This is a genomic window from Vibrio penaeicida (genome assembly GCF_002933855.1).
Lineage (GTDB): Bacteria > Pseudomonadota > Gammaproteobacteria > Enterobacterales > Vibrionaceae > Vibrio > Vibrio penaeicida_A.
The window spans coordinates 56,245-76,363 of sequence record NZ_BFAQ01000012.1; the positions used below are offsets into that span (position 1 = coordinate 56,245).

Here is a 20,119-nt window from a genome sequence, read left to right on the forward strand (position 1 = left end):
ATTGGGCGTTTCTGTAAAGGAATAGCTGGGAAAAGCAACACTTCTTAGAAAGCCAGAAAGCCAGAAAGCCAGAAAGCCTATTGAGTCACTATTTGGTAGGTAAGTAGCTCTTTGTGAGTCATATAATGCATATTATCTGCGTCAGCCGATTCAAGAGTGAAGAAGTAAAATGCTTCTGGCTTCGGAAGCTCAATGAGTTTGTAAAATTGAATATAAGGTTGATGGTCGCGGTGAGTTTGAGGTAGCTCATTACCCTGATAGTCGCCAGACGCCCAACTGTGAACGCCAATATAAGCGTTTTTGTCTGCGGTTCGAGTTGTACCTGCTAAAAAGAGGTCCGTTCCGCCTGAGGCTACGCCACCTCGAATTACATAACCTTTATCGTCTTTTTGATTTAGTGCATCAGAAACATGTGTGTGCAGCTTTAAAGAGTGGATCAGTGTTGCGAGCTTCAAATTGGTTACATCGTCTACCGAGCCACCTACGTCTAAAAAGATCAGTTTGTTCAAGTTAGGGTGGTCATCCAACATTTCTTGTGCAGCCTGTAATGTTCCATCACATATTACACCTGTTATTTCGGCTGTTGAGCCAGAATCCATAACACGAAATACCGTGGCATCTAAATTACTCATCCCAACTTCTTCTAATAACTCTTGCGTACATGTAGACGCGTATTCTTTGGGCGCTAATTCAGCGGATGCAAAGCCAGATAACCCAAGAAATGAAGCAAGGATGAAAGGGCGTAAGCGCAGGGGGTTTAAAGTGCGCAGGGGGTACAAGGTGCGTAGGGGTTTCAAGGTGCACAGTGATTTCATGATGAATATCTTCGTCTGATAAATGAACAACTGTTTTTTTAACAGATCACAAGGAGAGAAACTATCAGCGGGGTGTAAGCCTTTGTCAGGATTCCAAGCAATTTGGTTTTATACTCAAACAAATTACTCAGAAATACGCATCTTTTGGGTGTTTGAGTATAGATTAAGAAGGCAGCTACGGTGCTGCCTGATATGAGGAGATACGATCTCTGTTAAACATCGTAAAATGGTGCAGGATCGACTTCGATATCTTTGGGGGAGATAGCACTTTCGATTTTGATATTGCCGCTTTTAAGATCCACAAATGCGACATCGGTAAACCGCTTAAATTTACGAGAATAGAAACATTTAACCACCGGTTTAAGGGGCTGTTGGCTGTTTGATGTCCAAGTTATACCCACTCGACCATCGCTTAACTCTACTAACGATCCAACCGGGTAGACACCAATACAGTTGATGAACTTGTACACCAAATCTTGATCGAGATGAAAGGGGGTCAAGCTCAGTAATATTTTAAATGCCTCGGCTGAACTCATGCCGGCTTTGTAACAGCGATGTGCAGTGAGAGCATCATAGATATCAACAATACAACTCATTCTGCCGTGAATAGGAATCTCATCGCCTTTCAAGCCATTTGGGTAACCATTGCCATCAAGCTTTTCATGGTGCATTAGGCAAACGTCTCTGCTGACTTGATTGAGCCCTTCGACATTATCAATAATTTCACCAGCATAGACTTGATGAAGCTTCATATGCTCAAATTCTTCAGGCGTTAATCTGGCAGGTTTATGGAGGACTTTATCATCCACTTTGATTTTGCCTACATCGTGTATGATCCCGCCAATCGCCATGTCACGAAGCATCACTTTATCCATGCCTAGAGACTTTCCAAACGTCACCAGTAAGCATGCGACGTTAACGGAATGTTCGAGCAAGTAAGTATCTTTGTTTCGAAGTGCAGAGACACACTTAATGGCATCGGAATCAACTAAAACGGTTTCAATGACATCGTCGGCCCACTCTTCGAGTGCATCAACTTCGAAACTGTTCCCTTCAAATGTCTCGGCCAACAATTTCTGAGCCAAGCCTTTAGCTTCGGCGATCAGTTTTTTTGCTTTGTTTTGTCTAATCTCACGGCTAGGCATTTTTTTTGCGCGTGTAGATTGAGCGTCAGTTGAGGTTTTCTTTTCCTCTGAGTTGTTTGTATTGGCAACGGGCTTGAAAACACAATTGCTCGCGGATAACTTTTCATCCACCCAAGCAAAACGAACGCCACTGTCTACCAGTTGAGCAATGGCTTTTTGAGTTGAAACACGACCAGCATTGGAGAGGTTTACCCGCTCACTTTGTTCAATTCCCGTGACAAACATCCCTACATTTAGATGTTCGATGGCGATCTTTATAGAATTTTCAGGTTTGTATTGCATCAATTGATAACCAATAATCGTCGTATAAATTTAGAAAAAATACATGTTTTGAAATCAGTATTTTTGAGGATCTATTACGGCTAAGTTGAATTTTTTTGAATTCCGAGATTCCATGCTCGGTACATGATCAAGTTTAGGTGATCTTCCGCAATTTTGGAGAGAGCCATTACAAAAAAACAAATCTTTATTGAGATCTACATCTTGTTTCTCATATATGTGATGAGCTGATTAATAAAAACGAAACAAAGTAACGGAAATTTACTGTTGTTATAAGCATTAATATAAGCAGCAGAAAAGTCACATGTTTTACATGGTTATATGCAAAATTGCTGTTTAAATAATGTTTATCTAATGTATTTGGAGTGCATATTTACGTACCAGTGGTGAACTTTCCCATCACTTTTGGGAACCCAAAGATCGTTGTTATAAAGCTCTATTTTACCTGTCACTGAAATATGTATGGTGCTTTCATCAAATGTATTCAATTTAACAAAAGGATCGGCGGTGATTAAGAAGGGTTGAGTATCATTGACCAAATCACCATCAACAATCAAATCACCATCAACAATAAAGTAGTGGTAAATAGGGTCGATAGAAGGGTCACTTGATATAACTTTATACCCAACGAATGAAAAAGGCTGTTGAAGCGGTTGATTCGCAACTTGTTTGTCTAACCTGTTGGTTGGTGGAAGAAAAAGCCACACAGAGATTAGACTTATGACCAAGGCCACCAAAGAAAGCCCAATTTTTAGTGAACGCATTGTTTAATTACTCAACGCTTTCAGATGTACTAAGACATCGTTCAATGAGGGCATAACATGATGTCCCATGGCTTTTATTTCTGAACAAGGCTGTACCAAGTCTGGAATTTGGAAGGTACTCATGTTTGCTCCAACAGCGGAACGCACACCGTTATTGGAATCTTCAAATGCGAGGCATTGCCTAGGTTCGACCGCAATTCGATTTGCTGCTAATAGGTAAATCTCTGGATCTGGCTTACCATTTTTTACTTCACAGCCTGTCGTGACGTTTTCGAAGTATGTATCTAACCCTGCCAATCGCAGTTTAACCTTTGCTACTTCTTTACCTGTCGATGTTGCCACAGCCAGCTTAATATCTTGGCTCTGAAACCACTCTAAAAGGTCGATCACCCCTTCCTTGACTGGGATAGCTTGATGCAGGACAACGTCGTCGTAGTGTTTTTTCCATTCACCATGCAACTTGGAGTATTCGACATATTGGTCATAAGCTGCACGTAAAGTTTGTTCAATACCCGCTGAATTTCGCCCGATGATCGAGAGGTAAACTTCGTCAAGAAATGGGATATTTAATGTGTCACACGCTTGTTTGAAAATGGACATGCAAACTCGCTCTGTGTCTAGAAGGAGCCCATCCATATCGAAGATTGCAGCTTGGTAATTCATATATGATTGAGTTAGTTGGGATTGAAGTCACATTGTGACACAGAATATTACAAAACAGCAGAAAAAAGTGACCTATCACCATAGGGTGTTGATGACCTTTTCCACACCTTTAACACTTGGTATAGAGCAATAAATACCAGCGTAAACATATACCCGAATTCAGGTGGTATGTGCAGGTCTTCGAATTTGTACCTCAAACTTGTATTTGTCGGCGCGGTAGAGTGTTTTACAAAATTCAATGGGGGTGTTGTTGGCAGCCATCATTTTACGTTCTATCAATAAGCCAGCACTATAAGGGGCAACATTGAGTAGAGCGGCTTCTTTAGGCTCGACGACCGTTGCTTCAATAAACTGATCAGCTTGATTTAGAGACAATTGGTAGTCGCGCTCCAAAATGGTATAGAGCGATTCGGACGTAAGGCGTTCTGGGTCAAATTTAGGCAAAAGTTGGCACGGAAGATAGACGGTCTCCATCGCCATCGGCAGTTCATTCGCGTAACGAATCCGTACCACCTTATAAACCAATTCTGAAGGTGAAACATTGAGCATTTGGCTTATTTTTGCACCAGCAGAAATTGTTTCGGTGGAAATGATTCGGCTTGATGGTTTTAGCCCTTTTGCCAGCATTTCTTCCGAGAAAGAACGCAGTGAAAGCTGTTTTGTTTCAGGTCGGTCTGCTACGAAATTTCCTGCTCCAAGCTTTCTTACGATCCGCCCCTCAGCTTCCAATTCGAGTAAGCAGCGCCTTAACGTCTCCCTTGCCACATCAAATCGCTTGCTGAGTTCACGCTCGGAAGGCAGCCGCATACCCGGTGAACTATCCGCAATAAATTTCATGAGTTCGTTTTTAACGTTCGCTCTTTTAGTCATCAATTTTCCCCTGAATCGGTATAGACCAATAACTTCATCCTAATGAACGTTAGCGCATGTCTCAACCCAATAATCACCACTATTTCGTGAAAACACCAATTAAAGTGATTTTTGTATCAATAATGAAACATCAAAGATATGTAAAGGGATTGTAAAAATAGACCATATGAACTAATTCTATAGGTGAGGTATTGAGCAATGTGTTGTAAGTGAAGCTCAATATGCAACCTACAATTAGGGTTATGGACGAAAGGGAGAATGGACATGATTCGTAAATCAGTAATGAAAATCGCCACACTTTCTCTGGCTGTTATGTGGGCCAGTCAGGCTTCAGCGGCAGTCACGGTGCTTGGATGGCCAGGTGGCCCAGAGGAAACGGCGTTAAGAAAAGCCATTGAAATGTATAACGCGCAGAGCGGAGTGAGTGAAAACGACAAAGTTGAAGCGTTATTCTTCAACCGCGAAGGGTTCTGGGATAAGTTGCAATCCGATCTTGCTGCCGGAACCACAGAGTTTGATATCAATCTTACTGCGACCTATTCACTCGGTCGATACTCACCTTATATGGAACCAATTACGCTAACCACAAACGAAGCGTACGACGATAAAGTGCTTGCCACCATGCAATACGAAGGCAAGCAATATGGTGTTCCTACCGACCTTTCGCTTCATTTCATGTACTACCGCTCCGACTTAATTGACACATTACTTTCGAACGAAAGTTGGAAGAAAAAGTACCGCGCACTGGCTAAAGAAGAGTTTGGTAAAGAAATGGACCCAGTTGCACCGCAAGATTGGAATTGGGACGACTATAAAGTGACAGCGCAGTTTTTTGCAAAAAGACAGAATTCAAAGAGCCCTGTTCGCTACGGTACGGTTTTACAAATGAAAAACCTATTGTTCAACATGATGGTTTGGCATTCGGCGGCCAAAGCGTATGGCGGTAATTGGTTAGATGCAGACGGAAACGTAGTGGTGAATTCTGCGGGTTACCGCAGTGCGCTTAAGCGATACCGAGATCTTTACGATGCAGGTACGTCTCCAAAAGATTCACTTTCTTACGAATATGCAGAAGCCAACGCTGCGTTTGGTGCAGGTCAAGCGGCGACAATGCTCCAGTGGAATGCAGCGGCAGGTGACCTAACTGACGCCAGTAAAAATCCAGCCATTGCTGACAAAGTAGGCATAGCGCCACCACCCAAAGGACCAAATGGACGATTCACTCATGTTCATGGTCTTGGTTTCGGTTTGAACAAAGCGTCCACCAACAAACCTGGAGCACTTAAGTTCCTAAATTGGCTTGCGACGGCAGAAGCTGCCAAAGCCTATGCATTGGCAGGCGGTAACCCTGCACTGAAAGAAAACGTTGTTGACGACATCGTTGCACAAAGACCGGATCTGAAAACTTTGGGTGAATACGCGGGCAGTTACGGCTTCGTAATGAATGGCGGTACATCTGGCAACGCGCTGACGGTCTATGAAGTGCAAGCAAGGGAGTTTACAGGGTATTGGGCTGATCAACAGAGCTTGGACCAAGCCTTAGAGAATACCGAAAAAGCCATGAAAGAGCTGCTTAAGTAGCGAATAATCGGAGGCAGATCATGCTGTACTGCCTCCCAGAATAAGAGTGGATAGTATGCTTCAAGCCCCTAATCACGATAAACAAAGCCGACTGTTTACGTTGCCTTTGGTGTTGTTCCTGATTTTATTTCTGGGATTTCCTTTGGTTGCCGACCTCGTATACAGCGTGTCGAGAGTAACATTTGAAAACCTTCGTTCCCCCGAATTACAAGGTTTTAAGAATTTTGTTGATGTTGTTAACGACCCGCTGTTTTGGAAGGCGACCCATTTTTCATTCAAATTTGGTTTTGTCACTGCACTCATTGAATGCAGTTTGGGTTTGTTCCTTGCGGTGTATTTAGCCCCATTGCTGAAAAAGCACCCCTGGTTGATGGCAATACTTATGATGCCAATGATGGCAGCGCCCGCGTTGGTCGGATTGATGTATCGCCTAGTGTTGCATGAGTTTGTTGGTCCTGTTCCGTTTTACCTGTGGGAATGGTTTGGCGATAGCCCTGCATTCTTAGATGCAAACAATGCCATTTACACATTAATGACCATCGAGATCCTGCAATGGACGCCTTTCGCTGTTCTTCTGTTTCATGTGGCGTATCAAGCCATACCTGAAGATGTTCGCAAGGCAGCCACATTAGATGGTGCCCATGGTCTGAAATTGTTTTGGAACATCGAATTACCCTTCATGAAACTTGCGCTATTTACTGCGTTGTTTGTTCGGTTCATTGATGGGTTTCGAGTGTTCGACAACGTTTATGTGTTAACGGGAAGTGGTGCAGGGGGCTCGACCACTAGCCTTTCCATTTACGTTTACCTCGCGTTCTTTAAACAAGGCAATATTGGTAAAGCCGTGGCGGCTTCCATGTTGCTACTGTTTGTGACTTTTGCGGTGCTCTTTGCACTGAACTACTTCTCTTCGAAGAAGAAAGGAGCGCAGTAATGATAGGTCGTTGGATTATATTTATTGTCGCAGCGCTTCTGATGAATTTCCCCGTACTGGTGACGTTGCTGACATCGTTTAAGTCGAATGCAGAAATCGCAAGCAATGCGAGCCTTTGGGTGGAAAGTTGGACAATGGAAAACTACGTTCAAGTTTTTGCTATTTCCGATCGTTTCGACGTTATCGCTTATTTAATGAATAGCGTTGTGGTTGCAACTATAGGAGCGGTGTTGCCGTTGCTGTTTTGTTTTCCTGCTGCTTACGTAATGGTGCGAAAAGGATATGGCACACGCATTCTCATGCCTGCTGTGATAAACCTGAGAGCAGTACCGCTTATTATTTTCGCGATCCCACTTTATATGATGTATCAACCTTTGCATTTGCTCGACAGCAAATTGGGATTGGGTTTGATATTGGCGATTGTGAACTTGCCGCTAGCACTCATGATGTCGATAAATGCCATTCACGACATTCCAGCCGAACTTGATAAAGCTTCTTTAGTGGATGGTGCAAGCCCATTTACCTTCCTGAAGAGTGTTGCCATTCCTATGTCCAAGCCCGTGTTAGCGACCACGCTGATTTTCGGCTTTATTACAGCATGGAATGAGTTTCTGTTTGGATTAATGCTGACAACCAAAGATGCCGTACCGTTAACTGTGGGCGCCTCCTTCTTCTTTGCTGCCGGAGGCGGTGGTGTTCAATGGGGAGTAGCCGCAGCCGTTATGGTTATTGGTACTTTGCCTCCGACTTTATTGGGGCTTTTGATTTATAGGCAAATTGGTCAGTCCGTTATGGGCGGCGCAGTGAAAGGATAACAATATGAAAAAGGATCATAGTGAAGCAGTACCTGTAATAAATGCGCTGCGCGGTGGATTGGTCGTATCTTGTCAGCCAGTTGAAGGTAGCCCAATGGATCGCGATGACATTGTGCTGGCCTATGCAAAAACGGCGATCTTGAGTGGTGCGAGTGGGTTGCGAATAGAAGGTGTAAGCCGCGTTGAATTCGTACGCCCTCATGTTGAGGTGCCAATCATCGGAATTGTTAAGCGCGATTTTGAACAGTACCCAGTGCGAATTACGGCAATTGAAGAAGATGTGGTCGGCTTGATCAATGCCGGTGCAGACATTATTGCGATAGATGCGACGTTACGTAAGCGACCAGTCCCGTTTGCGGAACTTGTCGCGCTTGTTCAATCGCAAGGGAAGCGCGTAATGGCGGATTGTTCTACGTTTGAAGAAGGCGTAATGGCTGCGGAGTTGGGATGCGATCTCATTGGTTCTACATTATCTGGATACACCACAGACATTGTCCCAAGTGACCCCGATATTGCCCTTGTAGAACGTTGGGCTGAGCAAGGATTTAGAGTGATGGCTGAAGGGCGTTATAACTCTCCAGATGTTGTCGAAAATGCGTTAAAAGCAGGTGCGTGGAGTTGCACGGTTGGCACAGCGATTACCCGACCAGAGTTGGTGACGGAATGGTTTGTTGCGCATGCTCGTTCAGGGTATGAACAAAGACAAAACAACCAGCAAGCCAATTCGCCAAAAGGTTGAGCTGTTATACGATTTAAGCAGCCATAAATTAGGTCGCCAATAGCACGAGCAGCCAATAAAAAGAAGTAAAAGGAAAACAGGATGTCATCACTTCGATTGCAGCAAATTAGAAAAACGTACCCCAATGCGGAACAGGAAACGCTTAAGGGGATCAATATCGCCATAGAATCAGGAGAGTTTCTTATTCTGGTCGGTCCTTCTGGTTGCGGAAAATCTACCCTGATGAATACCATCGCAGGGTTAGAATCCATTAGTTCTGGTGAAATTTTTATTGATGAACAGGAAGTGAGTGCAGTCGAGCCGAAAGACCGAGACATTGCCATGGTCTTTCAGTCATACGCGCTTTATCCAAATATGACGGTGTTCGACAATATTGCTTTCGGGCTCAAAATTCGCAAATGGGAAAAAAGCCGAATAGAAACGGAAGTTCGACGTGTTGCCGATATGCTGCAAATCGAACATTTATTGGATCGTAAACCCGCGCACCTATCAGGTGGTCAGCGCCAGCGAGTGGCGATGGGGCGCGCACTAGCACGTAAACCCAAGCTCTACCTGTTCGACGAACCTTTATCAAACCTAGATGCCAAACTTCGTGTGGACATGCGTACGCAAATTAAGCGCTTACACCAGCAGCTGCAAACCACCATTGTCTATGTAACACATGACCAAATTGAAGCCATGACGCTGGCTGATCGCATTGCGGTGATGAAAGATGGCGAAGTGCAGCAGCTTGGCACACCTAAGGAAATCTATAAACAGCCTAACAATCTGTTTGTGGCCGGATTTATGGGATCGCCTTCGATGAACTTTATTGAGGTGACAGTAGAACTTGATTCGTCTGATAATCCGTTGTGCAAGCTTAACGGAGTGCAAGGCAGCAACAATCATATCCCGCTACCTGTTGGGCTCCGAAAGTATGATGGTGAAACACTCATCATGGGCGTGCGCCCGGAGGACATTCAAGCTGTCGAACCTAGCGCTGTTAATGCGTTGTCGCTAAGCGTTGAAGTGTTAGAACCAACAGGGCCTGATGTACTGGTAACGTCAAAGATCAATGAAATGGAAATCATTGCACGTTGTCCTGCGGAAGCCGATGTGAAAATGGGCGAAGTATTTTCAGCGGTATTGGACATCAGCAAAGCGGTGTTTTTCGATAAAGCGACTGAATTGAGAATCGAAACCTAATGGATATAGGTGATACATGCGTGTCTCTTGAGCAAAACGTACAAGAGACACAAGTATGATTAAGTGCTACCTACAAATGCTTTTGTACGTATAGCCTTTGAAGGTAAAGCTTTAGTATGTATCAAAAAGCCCTGATTGATAATCTCGGATGGTTTGCTCGATTTCTTCCATCGAATTCATAACAAAAGGACCGTAGTGAACAATCGGTTCGTTAATAGGCTGCCCTGCAAAAATTAGTGTTCCTGTTTGCCCTTGCGAACGTATTTCCACTGTTTCCCCAGCAGACAACAATGCCATGTCACCTTGCTTAACAAGACGCTCACCAACGGTAACGTCTCCTTTGTAGGCATAAACCATCATGTTAAATTCAGCAGGCGTTGCCAATGTAACGGACGCGTGCTGCGGGGCGCGCCAATCCGCTACAGTTGCAGGTACACCGGTTTTACTGAGCGGACCTTGTAACGCTTCGCCATCCACAACCAAATCTCCAGCAAGCAGCCGAATTAGGCTTCCATTCTCTGCATCAAACTCTGTCACCATTTCGGATTGGAAGTCGAAATATTGAGCGGGTTTCATTTTGTCTTTCGATGGCTGGTTGATCCAAATTTGAAAACCATGCAAGTTACCATCTTCCATAATAGGCATTTCACTGTGTATCACGCCTCTACCGGCTGCCATCCACTGTGCTCCACCGCTTTTTAGCTCACCGACATTTCCCATGTGATCTCTATGCTGGAAATGACCTTCCATCATATACGTAAGTGTTTCAATGCCTCTATGCGGATGCGGGGGAAATCCGCCAACGTAGTCTTTTTTGTCGTCGGACTTTAATTCATCAACCATCAAAAACGGCGAAAATGCCTGATTGTTGAATCCAGCTACACGGCGAATTTTTACTCCATCTCCATCGGATGTTGCCTTTGAAGAAATGATCTGACGAATTTCTCTGGTGGACATATTTCACCTCATATGAACTGCGATTAATGCTGCCAGTATAAGGTGCCCACATCATCAAGATGATAGGAAGACTTTGAGAGAGTTGTTCGAAAAATTTGAATGACAAAGAAGGTCTTGTCATTCAAAAAGTGCAGTGTTTGCTTTCTATTTCCTGCTTCTTGCTTCCTATTGCCCGTTTCTTGTGTCCTATTTTCTGTTTATCCGCCAAACCGAAAAGATAACTAAACCCATGCCTATCGCATGATAAATTGTAAAGGCCTCGTTGAGCAGCGTGATAGCAAACAGGGCGGTAATGGATGGACCGATGTTGCTGGTTACACTCAAAATGGAAGGGGTTAAGCGAGCCATGGCTGCCGCCATAAAATAGGAAGGCACTACAGTGCAGAACACCCCTATAGCAATACCAAGAACAATCAGTTCTGAGCTGAGTTCAGACAGTGCAACATCTTGATAAAAGTGCTGACCCATAATGGCGACACCCGCGCTTGCCATACCAACACTATTGAAGAGTTGGCTACCCATATTGCTGATGAGCTTTTTACTTAGCACTAAGTAGACTGCAAAAATCAGTGCTGAACCCGCTGCCATCAAACTCCCCAACCAGACTTTATCCCCCATGTGCTGCATATCGTGGGTCACGATAAATGCGACACCGACGTAACCCAACAAAATAGCGGAGAGTGTTTGCGGCTTAGGTTTCTCCTTCATAAATATCCAGCTGATCGCGACAACAAATGAGGGGAAAAGGAAAATCACTAAGCGCTCCAGTTGTGCAGAAATGTATTCAAGAGCAAGGATGTCCAGTAGGGCAGCAAAGTAGTAGCCAAGCACGCCGATTAGCGCGGCTTGCCAACCAAATTGTCTAAGAGATTGTCGAGACGTTTGGTTGCGACACAGCCAGAAAAGAATCACCAAATACAGAGGGAGAGAACTCAGCGCTCGAAGGCTCATAATAGACGTGGCGTCGCCACCAAAATCATAAGCGAGTTTGATTAAGACAGGCTTAATTGAAAACATAGCGGTGCCCGCCAAAGCAAACATAATGCCTTGTCGATACTGTATGGATGGTTCTGCTGTAGCTGTGTTGCTCATTTCTCTTTCCCTAGTGTAAAAACGTTCCCGAATGTAAGGACGTTGGGCTGTGAGAAATGGCGCTTGATTCCGGCTGCGTCGCTCACAGCCAGACATAGAAAACTCTACCGACTGATTGGCATTAGTGAAAGGAGCCAGAGTGATAGAGTGCAAGGGTTCATGGGTAATAGACCTTAATGAATAGTCACTTTTTAACCTACCGAAGCCCATTCATGATGGCAAGTGTTTTATGCAATGTAATTAACTTGTTGCACAGTAAAGATCAAACAAAGGCCACTGACGCCGCCTTTTTTTCTCGTTACTATAAATCTGCGCTTAAGTTATTGAGCTGATTGCGTAATACCCATAAGGGTATATAAATAAAACACAGGTAATTACCGATGAATATAACTAAAGAAGAGCGGGAAGCCGTTTACAAAACCATTTTTTGCCGCCGGGATGTTCGCAGAGATTTTAAACCAGATACGATTCCTGAAGAGGTGCTCATGCGTGTGCTTACGGCTGCGCATCATGCCCCCAGTGTGGGTTTTTCACAGCCATGGGACTTTGTATTGGTTACTAATCCGGAAACAAAATCGGCGATAAAACGCGATTTTGAAGAAGCGAACGCATTCTCAGCGGAGCAATTTTCTAAAGATAAGCAGTCGCAGTATAAATCGTTCAAGCTGGAAGGAATAATGGAAGCGCCAATGGGGATATGCGTGACCTGTGATAGAGAGCGAAATGGACCAACTGTGATTGGTAGAACGGTTAAACCAGAAATGGATCTGTATAGCACTGTATGTGCCGTTCAGAACCTTTGGTTAGCTGCACGAGCTGAAAACCTGGGGGTAGGGTGGGTGAGTATCCTCAATGATGCTGCCTTAAGGGAGACGCTTTGTATTCCTGAAAGAAAAGCCATAGTCGCCTATTTGTGTATCGGTTATGTCGATAAGTTTAAAAGCAAACCAGAGCTAGAAACCGCGGGTTGGCTGTCTAGGAGTAGCTTGGAATCTGTTATTCATCGTGAACATTTCAAACGTTAGTTTAGATAAACAAACAATGTGAGCTTTTAAGATAATAAAATACGGGGTTTCTCTGTGTTTTATTATCTTATCCTAGCGGTATTAACCACACTTATACCCTGCCAAGCTAAACCGCAGATGCAATGTCATCGTTTGGCTTTTCCAATTCCAAATGCAGTGGAACTTGAATTGCAAAATGAGCACCTTGTTTTTGTTCAGTTACGCATTGAATGTTGCCTTTAAGAAGTTGGACAACCATGTTGTAGATAATGTTAGCCCCTAATCCACTGCCTCCACCTCCTCGCTTGGTGGTGATGAAAGGTTCAAATACTTTATCTTTCACTGAATCTGCAACGCCTTTCCCAGAGTCTCGATAGTCCATGTTGAGCTGCTCACCTTCTACGGTGATATTAATGAAAATGTTTCGTGGGCCGTCCCAATGATCGAACCCATGGCGGATACTATTGGTGATCAAATTGGTGAATATCTGAATGTATGAACTTGGGTAACTTTCTATGTCTATGTCATTTGGGCATTCAAGGTGCACGGCCACTTTGGCTACTCGAATCTCGTGAGACAAAGACAGCAGCAGCTTTTCCAAAATGTCTTTCATATTGAACTGATACGCTGTTTGGCTGGTTTGGTCTACGGCCACTTCTTTAAAACTGCAGACGAGTTTTTCTGCTCTTTGAAGGTTGGTTGTTAATATTTCAGTTGACTGCTGTAACGACAACAACACTTTAGAAAACTGTGCTTTTGAGAGGTTGCCCGATTCAAAGCCTTTAAGTAAAGATTGAACATTTTCTTCAAGGAAACTGGTTGCTGTAACACTGATACCAAGAGGGGTATTAATTTCATGGGCAATACCGCCGACCAAGCCACCGAGTGAGGCCATTTTTTCAGCTTCGACTAGGTGTTGCTGCGTTTCTTGCAGTTTCTTCAAGGTAAATTGGAGTTCTTCGTTTGCCGTTTCTAGAGACTGGGTGCGTTCCCTAACTTTCTTTTCTAGGCTTTGGTTGAGTGATTCCAATTCGAGTTGAGTTTCATTGAGTTGAGTAACGTCTGAACCAAAGCACAGAACTCTGTTGGATTGATCATCGAGGCTGACAAATCGCCAATGAACGGTCATAGAGTTGCCGTTATGGTCTTGGTTGGTGACGTCAAAAACATCGGAAGGCAGTTTTACGATGATCTGGTTTTCCTCCTCAGGCGTCCAGTAGCCGTCGGCAAAAACACGAAACCAATTTCTAGCCACTACGTCATCTTGTTTACGTCCACAACGCTTGAATGCTTCTGGGTTTAACATTTGAATATTAAATTCAAGCCGATCAACAACGCAGAGTAGGTTAGGTGAGTTATCAATGATGGCTGCGTTGTATTGCATTTGTTGAATGAGGTTTTGCTTATCTCTGATCTGTTGGGTGACATCCGTGAAAACATAGCATTTGCTGCCACCTTCCAAATCCAACTCTTTGAAACCGATGAACGTGTCTTGTCTCACTAGTAGGGAGTGTGGCTCAAATACTTCTTTTGATGTACTGCCGGATACAAACTGGCTAAATTCTGGGCAGCGTCGCCAACCTAAATCACACAAACAATCCACAAGACCAAATGGCTGATTCTGCAGTAACCCATCGATTTCGCTTAATCGTTCCCCAACAATTCGATGGAACGGAGGGTTACTCGAAACGAGTTCTCGCTCGGTATTTATAATGGCAATTCCATGACCGATAGAATTGAATGTTGTATTGAGATATTCCTGAACGCGCTGTTTTTCTAGCTCTGTCTTTTTTAAAGAGGTGATTTCAATACCACTCATAACAACACCTACTTGGGTGCCTTCTGTATCCAATCGGGGTTGGTATTGAATATTAATGAATCTTTTATTGTCAGTTTCGGTAGGTAACTCAACTTCGAAACTGATGGATTCGCCATTCAGTGCTCGCTCAAGCAATGGAGCGGCATTAGCGTAAACTGGGGGAGGCAATGCTTCTTTTACAGTTTTATTGAGGACTTTTTCGCTGGTGGAACGAATAAAGTCCAAATACTGTTGGCTGACAACAATGTACCTTAGGTCGCTATCCAATACTGCAACCATAATAGGGATGCTGTGAAATACGCTGGCAAGAAGTGGAAAGCTCATAGAGCTATCGACAGCATCCGTTGCTTTTGGCGGCATAATATTCCTTAATCCCTAAATGATTCATCGATCTAAAATGTACATGTACCTAAAGATAAAAGTTAGTCGACGAATTAAGGTTATACAACTTGATCAAGAGAATGAGCATGGATTGGATTACAACATCCCCTCAGTAATGATGAAATCAATAATAGTGTCTAACCCTATGCCCTGTTTAAGGTTAGTAAATACGTAAGGTTTGTTAGGTCGCATTCGCGATGTGTCTTTATCCATAACCTCCAACGAAGCACCCACATAGGGCGCTAAGTCTATTTTATTGATCACCAATAGATCCGAGCGAGTGATCCCAGGTCCGCCTTTTCGAGGGATTTTTTCCCCTTCAGCAACATCAACGACGTATATGGTCAGGTCGGCTAACTCTGGGCTAAATGTTGCGCTGAGGTTATCGCCCCCGCTTTCTACAAACACCACATCAAGGTTTTTATGTCGCTTGGCTAACTCATCCACGGCTGCCAAATTCATAGAGGCGTCTTCACGTATCGCCGTGTGTGGGCAACCTCCCGTTTCGACTCCGATAATTCTATCTGGTGATAGTGCTTCTGCTTCGGTCAGTATCCTTGCATCTTCTTGGGTGTAAATGTCATTAGTGACTACCGCGATGTTCAACCTGTCGCGAATGTTTTTACATAGAATTTCCAATAAGGCCGTTTTTCCCGAACCTACAGGTCCGCCAATGCCTATTCTTAATGGTTGCTTATAGCTTTCCATATCGTTAATTTTCCTTGCTGTTTTTCGCTTAAGAGCGAAATAAACGGGTGTATTGCGTTTCATGTTTAGAGCTCGCAACGGCCAAAGCAGGAGTACAAGCTGAGATGTCATGGTCTTCAATTGTGTTTGAACGCTCGATGGCATTAGGGAACGCACTTGAAAGTTCAATCAAAGCTTCTTGTCCAGCAGTTTGACCGAGTGGGATAAGCTTTACGCCAGCCATGACTGTGTTTTCAGCCCATCCCCATAAGTAACCTTGAAGTAGTGCTTCTTCTTCAATTCGCCAGTGATGCGCCGCTAAACAAAAACCGTGCAGCTGATTAGGGTTATCTAAAACGGAGTCTTTCGTGACTCCGAGGTTTCTTAGCAACGTGAACAATGCTTCTCCGCGCTGGCGCTCTTCAGCCCTGAATTCATAAGTCTCACGACACGCGAATAGATGGGCATTCCAGTACGCAACCGCATTGTGGTCTTGCTGGGTTACTGCACGGAATAGACGCCGAAGAACAGGGAGCTCTAGGGTCGTCATTGAATGGCTTAGAACAACGCTTAGCCAATTCACCATATCGTGCTTGCTCTTTATCCAATTCGCTTCTACAGCCCATTCGAGCCCTTGGGAATACGTAAAACCACCAATAGGTAACGAAGGGCTGAAGAGTTGAAAAAGTCGATAAAGTGCAACGTTTCCCGAGTATTCATCAGTTGGCGAGTGTTCATCATTTGACGAATTTTCTTTAATTGACATAGGCTTATGCTGACTTAGCTTAAAGCGACGAACAAAAGGCTGCCCGCTGCAATACTCCACGATGCCCAGCGAGACGAGACCACACCCCCAATTCGGTGAGATAGCACAATCAACACGGCAGCACTAACGAACATTCCAGCGCCAAAACCAACAATGTGGCCAGAGGCTTCAACACCGTGCGCGTACCCATGCATGGCAAGCAAACCAAAACAAAGCGCGGTCAAGCTGCTTGACCAAGGCTTAAATGTGTTTTCAGGCGAGCAAAGGAGTACGGCTGAAACGACGAGTGAGAGTGCGATCATGATTTCCATGCTGGCAAATCCGCCAAACAAATACCCAGCGCCTAACCCTATAGTTAAGTTCGCCAGCGCAATGGTAGAAAGCGTGACTTTAGCCGTGGTGGCCAGTTGACGTGCAATTAACAACCCCATTGCAGCGAGCATCAATAAATGGTCGATGCCGAGAATAGGGTGCAATAAGCCGCTAAAAAATGATGATGAGATTGTCATATGCTCAGTATGAACGGCGTGTGCAGAAGCCGGAGCCGCCACAAGTAAACTGGTTATAGCCGCAAGCGAATAAAGTATTTTCATAATGTAAATCCTTTTAATTAGAGCTGGTTTTAAAATGAAATTGTTGGGTTTAGTGCTGGTGTGAGCCATGAGATCCGTGCTGATGCCCACTTGATGACCCTCCGTAAGCGCCATCTTCTGGCTCAAATGGCGCCATTTCTGATTGCACTTTTCCACCGAGCCCTTGGATCATGTCGTCGAGGACATGGTCATGCTGATACCGGAGCCAGTTTTGTGTCACTTGTAATGGCACATGGCGATTCCCTAAGTGATATGCCATGCGAGCGAGGAGCAATGGGTCATCACAATAAATTGTGGAAACAGGTTCCGGCGCAGCCTTGATTTCCACTACTTTTCCACATTCGCTTTTTAGCTGCATGCCATCTCTAAGCGTGTAACCGCGAGGTATAAAAAGACCCGCTTCAGAACCATCATCCAAAACAACGCGTAGGCGGCTTTTGATGCGCTTTTCAATGGGCAAGCTGAGGAAAACATCTGGGGATTCCGTGAAAGTGTTGTTAAAATGGGTTAGCTCAATCACAAGATATATCCTTGATTAAAATAAAAAATAACGCTGAGCCATCGGCAGCTCGCTGGCAGGTTCACAAATCAACAATTGTCCGTTTGCTCTGACTTGATAGGTTTGGGAGTCGACTTCAATATTGGGTTGCCAGTTGTTAAGTTTCATGTCGGCTTTTTTGATAGATCGACAGTTTTTCGCGATGCCGATCTGGCTACTGAGAGAGAGCCTTTCATTGATGCCTTCATCAGCCGCTTGTTGAGACACAAACAACATGGATGTGGAGCTCGCCGCTTTGCCATAACTGGCAAACATAGAACGATAGTGAACCGGTTGAGGGGTAGGGATAGAAGCATTCGGATCGCCCATTGGTGCCATCGCAATCATTCCCCCTTTGATGATTAAGCTAGGTTTCACACCAAAAAATTGCGGCTTCCAGAGCACTAAATCGGCGAGCTTACCCACTTCAATCGATCCAACTTCGTGCACCATTCCATGAGTGATTGCTGGGTTGATTGTGTATTTGGCAATGTAGCGCTTGAGACGAAAATTGTCGTTGTGATCGCTATCTTCAGCTAAAGCGCCTCGCTGGACTTTCATTTTGTGCGCAGTCTGCCACGTACGGGTGATCACTTCCCCAACTCGCCCCATTGCTTGGGAGTCGGAAGCAATCATTGAAAACGCACCTAAGTCGTGAAGAATATCTTCTGCCGCGATGGTTTCGCGGCGAATACGCGATTCGGCAAATGCCACATCTTCTGCAATGGAGGGCGAAAGGTGGTGGCAAACCATTAACATGTCCAAATGCTCATCCACCGTATTGATGGTGTAAGGGCGAGTAGGGTTGGTCGAAGAAGGCAACACATTGGATTCGCCGCATGCACGGATGATGTCTGGAGCATGTCCACCACCAGCCCCTTCTGTATGGTAAGTGTGGATCACTCGATCGCCAATCGCATTGAGCGTTGCTTCTACAAAACCGGACTCGTTCAAGGTATCGGTATGAATGGCCACTTGCACGTCCATTTCTTCTGCGACGTTCATGCAATTGTCGATGGATGCGGGTGTTGTTCCCCAATCTTCATGGAGCTTCAAACCAACCGCGCCCGCAGCAACTTGTTCTCGTAATCCTTCAGGTTGACTGGCGTTACCTTTACCCAATAAACCAAAGTTCATAGGAAAAGCATCCAAAGATTCCAGCATGCGATGCATATTCCAAGGACCGGGTGTACACGTGGTTGCGTTGGTTCCGGTGGCGGGTCCTGTCCCTCCGCCAATCATGGTGGTGACTCCGGATGCAAGGGCTTCTTCAATTTGTTGTGGGCAGATAAAATGTATATGCGAGTCGATACCGCCTGCCGTTAAAATCGACCCTTCACCTGCGATAATTTCCGTTCCCGGACCGATGATGATATCCACATTAGGTTGTACATCTGGATTGCCTGCTTTACCTATCGCGACAATTCGACCTTCTTTCACGCCCACATCGGCTTTTACTATGCCCCAATAATCAAGGACGACAGCGTTGGTGATAACTAAGTCGGGCGTTTCTGCCGACGGACGCTGGCTTTGCCCCATTCCGTCGCGAATGACTTTTCCGCCACCAAATTTCACTTCATCGCCATAGGTCGTGAAGTCTTTCTCTACGGCTAGCCATAAATCGGTGTCGGCGAGTCTTAGCCTGTCCCCAATTGTTGGACCAAACATTTCTGCGTAGGCTTGCCTTGAAATCGTTGCCATTAGAACTTCCTTGTTTCTTGTTTTTCTAATACCTAAGTATTTAGATGTCACTTGGGTATTTAGAGGTCACTTGGGTATTTAGAGAACATTTGAGTGTTTGAGAACACGTGGTTAAATACTCGACCGCTTACTTGACCGCTTACAAATTTAAACGCGCCCCATCACTTTGCCTTGGAACCCATAAATGGTTTTTGACCCCGAATACTCGACAAGCTCAACGGTGCGTGACTGGCCAGGCTCAAACCGAGTAGCGGTGCCCGCAGGAATATTGAGCCTAAAACCGAGAGTGGCTTCGCGGTCGAAGTGAAGGGCATCATTCGCTTCATAGAAATGGTAGTGAGAGCCAATTTGTATGGGGCGATCACCGTGGTTTTGCACGTTGACAGACACCGTTTTTCTATCGTGGTTGATCACCAAGTCTTCGTCTGGGGTTTGTTGTTCACCCGGTATGATTTCATCATTGGTAATGTCGGGCAGGGCTCGCTGGGAAATTGGGTCGTGTACCGTAACCAGCTTGGTGCCATCTGGAAATGTGGCTTCAACTTGTACATCGGGAATCATTGAAGGGATCCCCTCCATCACGTCTTCGACCGACAATAGTGTGCGCCCAAAGTCCATTAATTCGGATACGGTTTTCCCTTCACGCGCACCTTCCAAGATGGCGCTACTGATAAACGCGATGGATTCTGGGTAGTTCAGTTTTAGCCCTTTTTCTTTGCGCTGAGATGCCAGCATTCCAGCACAGAAAATCAGCAGTTTATCCTTTTCTCTGGGGGTGAGTTCCATTCTTA

20 protein-coding genes are annotated in these 20,119 nt (G+C 44.8%); 6 read left to right on the forward strand and 14 right to left on the reverse strand.

The features are described from left to right. Window positions 1–77: 77 nt before the first annotated feature. The 5 genes from VPNCDNU1_RS05850 to VPNCDNU1_RS05870 all read right to left on the reverse strand — a co-directional run bounded on the left by VPNCDNU1_RS05850 (window position 78) and on the right by VPNCDNU1_RS05870 (window position 4,536). A complete protein-coding gene (locus VPNCDNU1_RS05850; protein ID WP_104399497.1) occupies window positions 78–815 on the reverse strand; it encodes a hypothetical protein in 738 nt (245 codons plus the stop codon). Between the two features lie 212 nt (window positions 816–1,027). Continuing rightward, window positions 1,028–2,242, reverse strand: a complete 1,215-nt coding sequence (locus VPNCDNU1_RS05855; RefSeq protein WP_104399498.1) for an HD-GYP domain-containing protein — start codon at window positions 2,240–2,242, stop codon at window positions 1,028–1,030. Window positions 2,243–2,586: 344 nt separating this feature from the next. Continuing rightward, window positions 2,587–3,003, reverse strand: coding sequence for a hypothetical protein (locus VPNCDNU1_RS05860; RefSeq protein ID WP_104399499.1), 417 nt, complete (start codon window positions 3,001–3,003; stop codon window positions 2,587–2,589). A 3-nt stretch (window positions 3,004–3,006) separates the two neighbouring features. Next, window positions 3,007–3,666: an HAD family hydrolase gene (locus VPNCDNU1_RS05865; protein ID WP_104399500.1), complete on the reverse strand. Its 660-nt coding sequence runs from the start codon at window positions 3,664–3,666 to the stop codon at window positions 3,007–3,009. 159 nt (window positions 3,667–3,825) lie between these two features. Further along, window positions 3,826–4,536: a GntR family transcriptional regulator gene (locus VPNCDNU1_RS05870; protein WP_104399501.1), complete on the reverse strand. Its 711-nt coding sequence runs from the start codon at window positions 4,534–4,536 to the stop codon at window positions 3,826–3,828. A gap of 264 nt (window positions 4,537–4,800) precedes the next feature. Between VPNCDNU1_RS05870 and VPNCDNU1_RS05875 the strand changes: the two genes are divergently transcribed. The 5 genes from VPNCDNU1_RS05875 (at window position 4,801) to VPNCDNU1_RS05895 (ending at window position 9,790) form a co-directional block, all read left to right on the forward strand. After that, a complete protein-coding gene (locus VPNCDNU1_RS05875) occupies window positions 4,801–6,117 on the forward strand; it encodes an extracellular solute-binding protein (RefSeq protein ID WP_104399502.1) in 1,317 nt (438 codons plus the stop codon). Between the two features lie 55 nt (window positions 6,118–6,172). Then, window positions 6,173–7,051, forward strand: coding sequence for a carbohydrate ABC transporter permease (locus VPNCDNU1_RS05880; RefSeq protein WP_101109956.1), 879 nt, complete (start codon window positions 6,173–6,175; stop codon window positions 7,049–7,051). After that, on the forward strand, window positions 7,051–7,866 hold the full coding sequence (locus VPNCDNU1_RS05885; RefSeq protein ID WP_104399503.1) for a carbohydrate ABC transporter permease: 816 nt from the start codon (window positions 7,051–7,053) through the stop codon (window positions 7,864–7,866). Before VPNCDNU1_RS05880 ends, VPNCDNU1_RS05885 begins: the two co-directional genes overlap by 1 nt. A gap of 4 nt (window positions 7,867–7,870) precedes the next feature. After that, window positions 7,871–8,605, forward strand: coding sequence for an N-acetylmannosamine-6-phosphate 2-epimerase (locus VPNCDNU1_RS05890; protein ID WP_104399504.1), 735 nt, complete (start codon window positions 7,871–7,873; stop codon window positions 8,603–8,605). Between the two features lie 81 nt (window positions 8,606–8,686). Then, complete coding sequence (locus tag VPNCDNU1_RS05895; RefSeq protein WP_104399505.1) at window positions 8,687–9,790, forward strand: ABC transporter ATP-binding protein; 1,104 nt, start codon at window positions 8,687–8,689, stop codon at window positions 9,788–9,790. A 111-nt stretch (window positions 9,791–9,901) separates the two neighbouring features. Here the strand turns inward: VPNCDNU1_RS05895 and VPNCDNU1_RS05900 are convergent, their stop codons facing one another. Further along, window positions 9,902–10,747: a pirin family protein gene (locus tag VPNCDNU1_RS05900; RefSeq protein ID WP_104399506.1), complete on the reverse strand. Its 846-nt coding sequence runs from the start codon at window positions 10,745–10,747 to the stop codon at window positions 9,902–9,904. Window positions 10,748–10,933: 186 nt separating this feature from the next. Then, window positions 10,934–11,839 carry a DMT family transporter gene (locus VPNCDNU1_RS05905; RefSeq protein WP_104399507.1) on the reverse strand — a complete coding sequence of 302 codons (906 nt, stop codon included), beginning with the start codon at window positions 11,837–11,839 and terminating at the stop codon, window positions 10,934–10,936. A 380-nt stretch (window positions 11,840–12,219) separates the two neighbouring features. Here VPNCDNU1_RS05905 and bluB point away from each other — a divergent pair, with 380 nt between their 5' ends. After that, complete coding sequence (gene bluB, locus VPNCDNU1_RS05910; protein ID WP_104399508.1) at window positions 12,220–12,864, forward strand: 5,6-dimethylbenzimidazole synthase; 645 nt, start codon at window positions 12,220–12,222, stop codon at window positions 12,862–12,864. Window positions 12,865–12,970: 106 nt separating this feature from the next. Here bluB and VPNCDNU1_RS05915 read toward each other — a convergent pair whose 3' ends face one another. From VPNCDNU1_RS05915 to ureA, 7 genes are all read right to left on the reverse strand, one after another. Continuing rightward, complete coding sequence (locus tag VPNCDNU1_RS05915) at window positions 12,971–15,022, reverse strand: PAS domain-containing protein (RefSeq protein WP_104399509.1); 2,052 nt, start codon at window positions 15,020–15,022, stop codon at window positions 12,971–12,973. A 117-nt stretch (window positions 15,023–15,139) separates the two neighbouring features. Next, window positions 15,140–15,751: an urease accessory protein UreG gene (ureG, locus tag VPNCDNU1_RS05920; protein WP_104399510.1), complete on the reverse strand. Its 612-nt coding sequence runs from the start codon at window positions 15,749–15,751 to the stop codon at window positions 15,140–15,142. Between the two features lie 28 nt (window positions 15,752–15,779). Continuing rightward, a complete protein-coding gene (locus VPNCDNU1_RS05925) occupies window positions 15,780–16,496 on the reverse strand; it encodes an urease accessory protein UreF (RefSeq protein WP_104399511.1) in 717 nt (238 codons plus the stop codon). A 14-nt stretch (window positions 16,497–16,510) separates the two neighbouring features. Continuing rightward, window positions 16,511–17,089, reverse strand: coding sequence for a HupE/UreJ family protein (locus VPNCDNU1_RS05930; RefSeq protein WP_167404733.1), 579 nt, complete (start codon window positions 17,087–17,089; stop codon window positions 16,511–16,513). Window positions 17,090–17,138: 49 nt separating this feature from the next. Continuing rightward, entirely contained in the window at window positions 17,139–17,609 is a 471-nt protein-coding gene (gene ureE / locus VPNCDNU1_RS05935; RefSeq protein WP_104399513.1) for an urease accessory protein UreE, read from the reverse strand. 15 nt (window positions 17,610–17,624) lie between these two features. Further along, entirely contained in the window at window positions 17,625–19,328 is a 1,704-nt protein-coding gene (ureC, locus tag VPNCDNU1_RS05940) for an urease subunit alpha (RefSeq protein ID WP_104399514.1), read from the reverse strand. Window positions 19,329–19,475: 147 nt separating this feature from the next. Next, window positions 19,476–20,114 (reverse strand): urease subunit gamma, encoded by a 639-nt coding sequence (ureA, locus tag VPNCDNU1_RS05945; protein ID WP_104399515.1) that lies wholly within the window; start codon window positions 20,112–20,114, stop codon window positions 19,476–19,478. Window positions 20,115–20,119 lie beyond the last annotated feature (5 nt).

Bases quoted from the DNA above. Each gene is read 5' to 3' on its own strand.
- VPNCDNU1_RS05850 (WP_104399497.1), bottom strand. From the start codon at position 815: ATGAAATCACTGTGCACCTTGAAACCCCTACGCACCTTGTACCCCCTG.
- VPNCDNU1_RS05855 (WP_104399498.1), bottom strand. From the start codon at position 2,242: ATGCAATACAAACCTGAAAATTCTATAAAGATCGCCATCGAACATCTA.
- VPNCDNU1_RS05860 (WP_104399499.1), bottom strand. From the start codon at position 3,003: ATGCGTTCACTAAAAATTGGGCTTTCTTTGGTGGCCTTGGTCATAAGT.
- VPNCDNU1_RS05865 (WP_104399500.1), bottom strand. From the start codon at position 3,666: ATGAATTACCAAGCTGCAATCTTCGATATGGATGGGCTCCTTCTAGAC.
- VPNCDNU1_RS05870 (WP_104399501.1), bottom strand. From the start codon at position 4,536: ATGACTAAAAGAGCGAACGTTAAAAACGAACTCATGAAATTTATTGCG.
- VPNCDNU1_RS05875 (WP_104399502.1), top strand. From the start codon at position 4,801: ATGATTCGTAAATCAGTAATGAAAATCGCCACACTTTCTCTGGCTGTT.
- VPNCDNU1_RS05880 (WP_101109956.1), top strand. From the start codon at position 6,173: ATGCTTCAAGCCCCTAATCACGATAAACAAAGCCGACTGTTTACGTTG.
- VPNCDNU1_RS05885 (WP_104399503.1), top strand. From the start codon at position 7,051: ATGATAGGTCGTTGGATTATATTTATTGTCGCAGCGCTTCTGATGAAT.
- VPNCDNU1_RS05890 (WP_104399504.1), top strand. From the start codon at position 7,871: ATGAAAAAGGATCATAGTGAAGCAGTACCTGTAATAAATGCGCTGCGC.
- VPNCDNU1_RS05895 (WP_104399505.1), top strand. From the start codon at position 8,687: ATGTCATCACTTCGATTGCAGCAAATTAGAAAAACGTACCCCAATGCG.
- VPNCDNU1_RS05900 (WP_104399506.1), bottom strand. From the start codon at position 10,747: ATGTCCACCAGAGAAATTCGTCAGATCATTTCTTCAAAGGCAACATCC.
- VPNCDNU1_RS05905 (WP_104399507.1), bottom strand. From the start codon at position 11,839: ATGAGCAACACAGCTACAGCAGAACCATCCATACAGTATCGACAAGGC.
- bluB (WP_104399508.1), top strand. From the start codon at position 12,220: ATGAATATAACTAAAGAAGAGCGGGAAGCCGTTTACAAAACCATTTTT.
- VPNCDNU1_RS05915 (WP_104399509.1), bottom strand. From the start codon at position 15,022: ATGCCGCCAAAAGCAACGGATGCTGTCGATAGCTCTATGAGCTTTCCA.
- ureG (WP_104399510.1), bottom strand. From the start codon at position 15,751: ATGGAAAGCTATAAGCAACCATTAAGAATAGGCATTGGCGGACCTGTA.
- VPNCDNU1_RS05925 (WP_104399511.1), bottom strand. From the start codon at position 16,496: ATGTCAATTAAAGAAAATTCGTCAAATGATGAACACTCGCCAACTGAT.
- VPNCDNU1_RS05930 (WP_167404733.1), bottom strand. From the start codon at position 17,089: ATGAAAATACTTTATTCGCTTGCGGCTATAACCAGTTTACTTGTGGCG.
- ureC (WP_104399514.1), bottom strand. From the start codon at position 19,328: ATGGCAACGATTTCAAGGCAAGCCTACGCAGAAATGTTTGGTCCAACA.
- ureA (WP_104399515.1), bottom strand. From the start codon at position 20,114: ATGGAACTCACCCCCAGAGAAAAGGATAAACTGCTGATTTTCTGTGCT.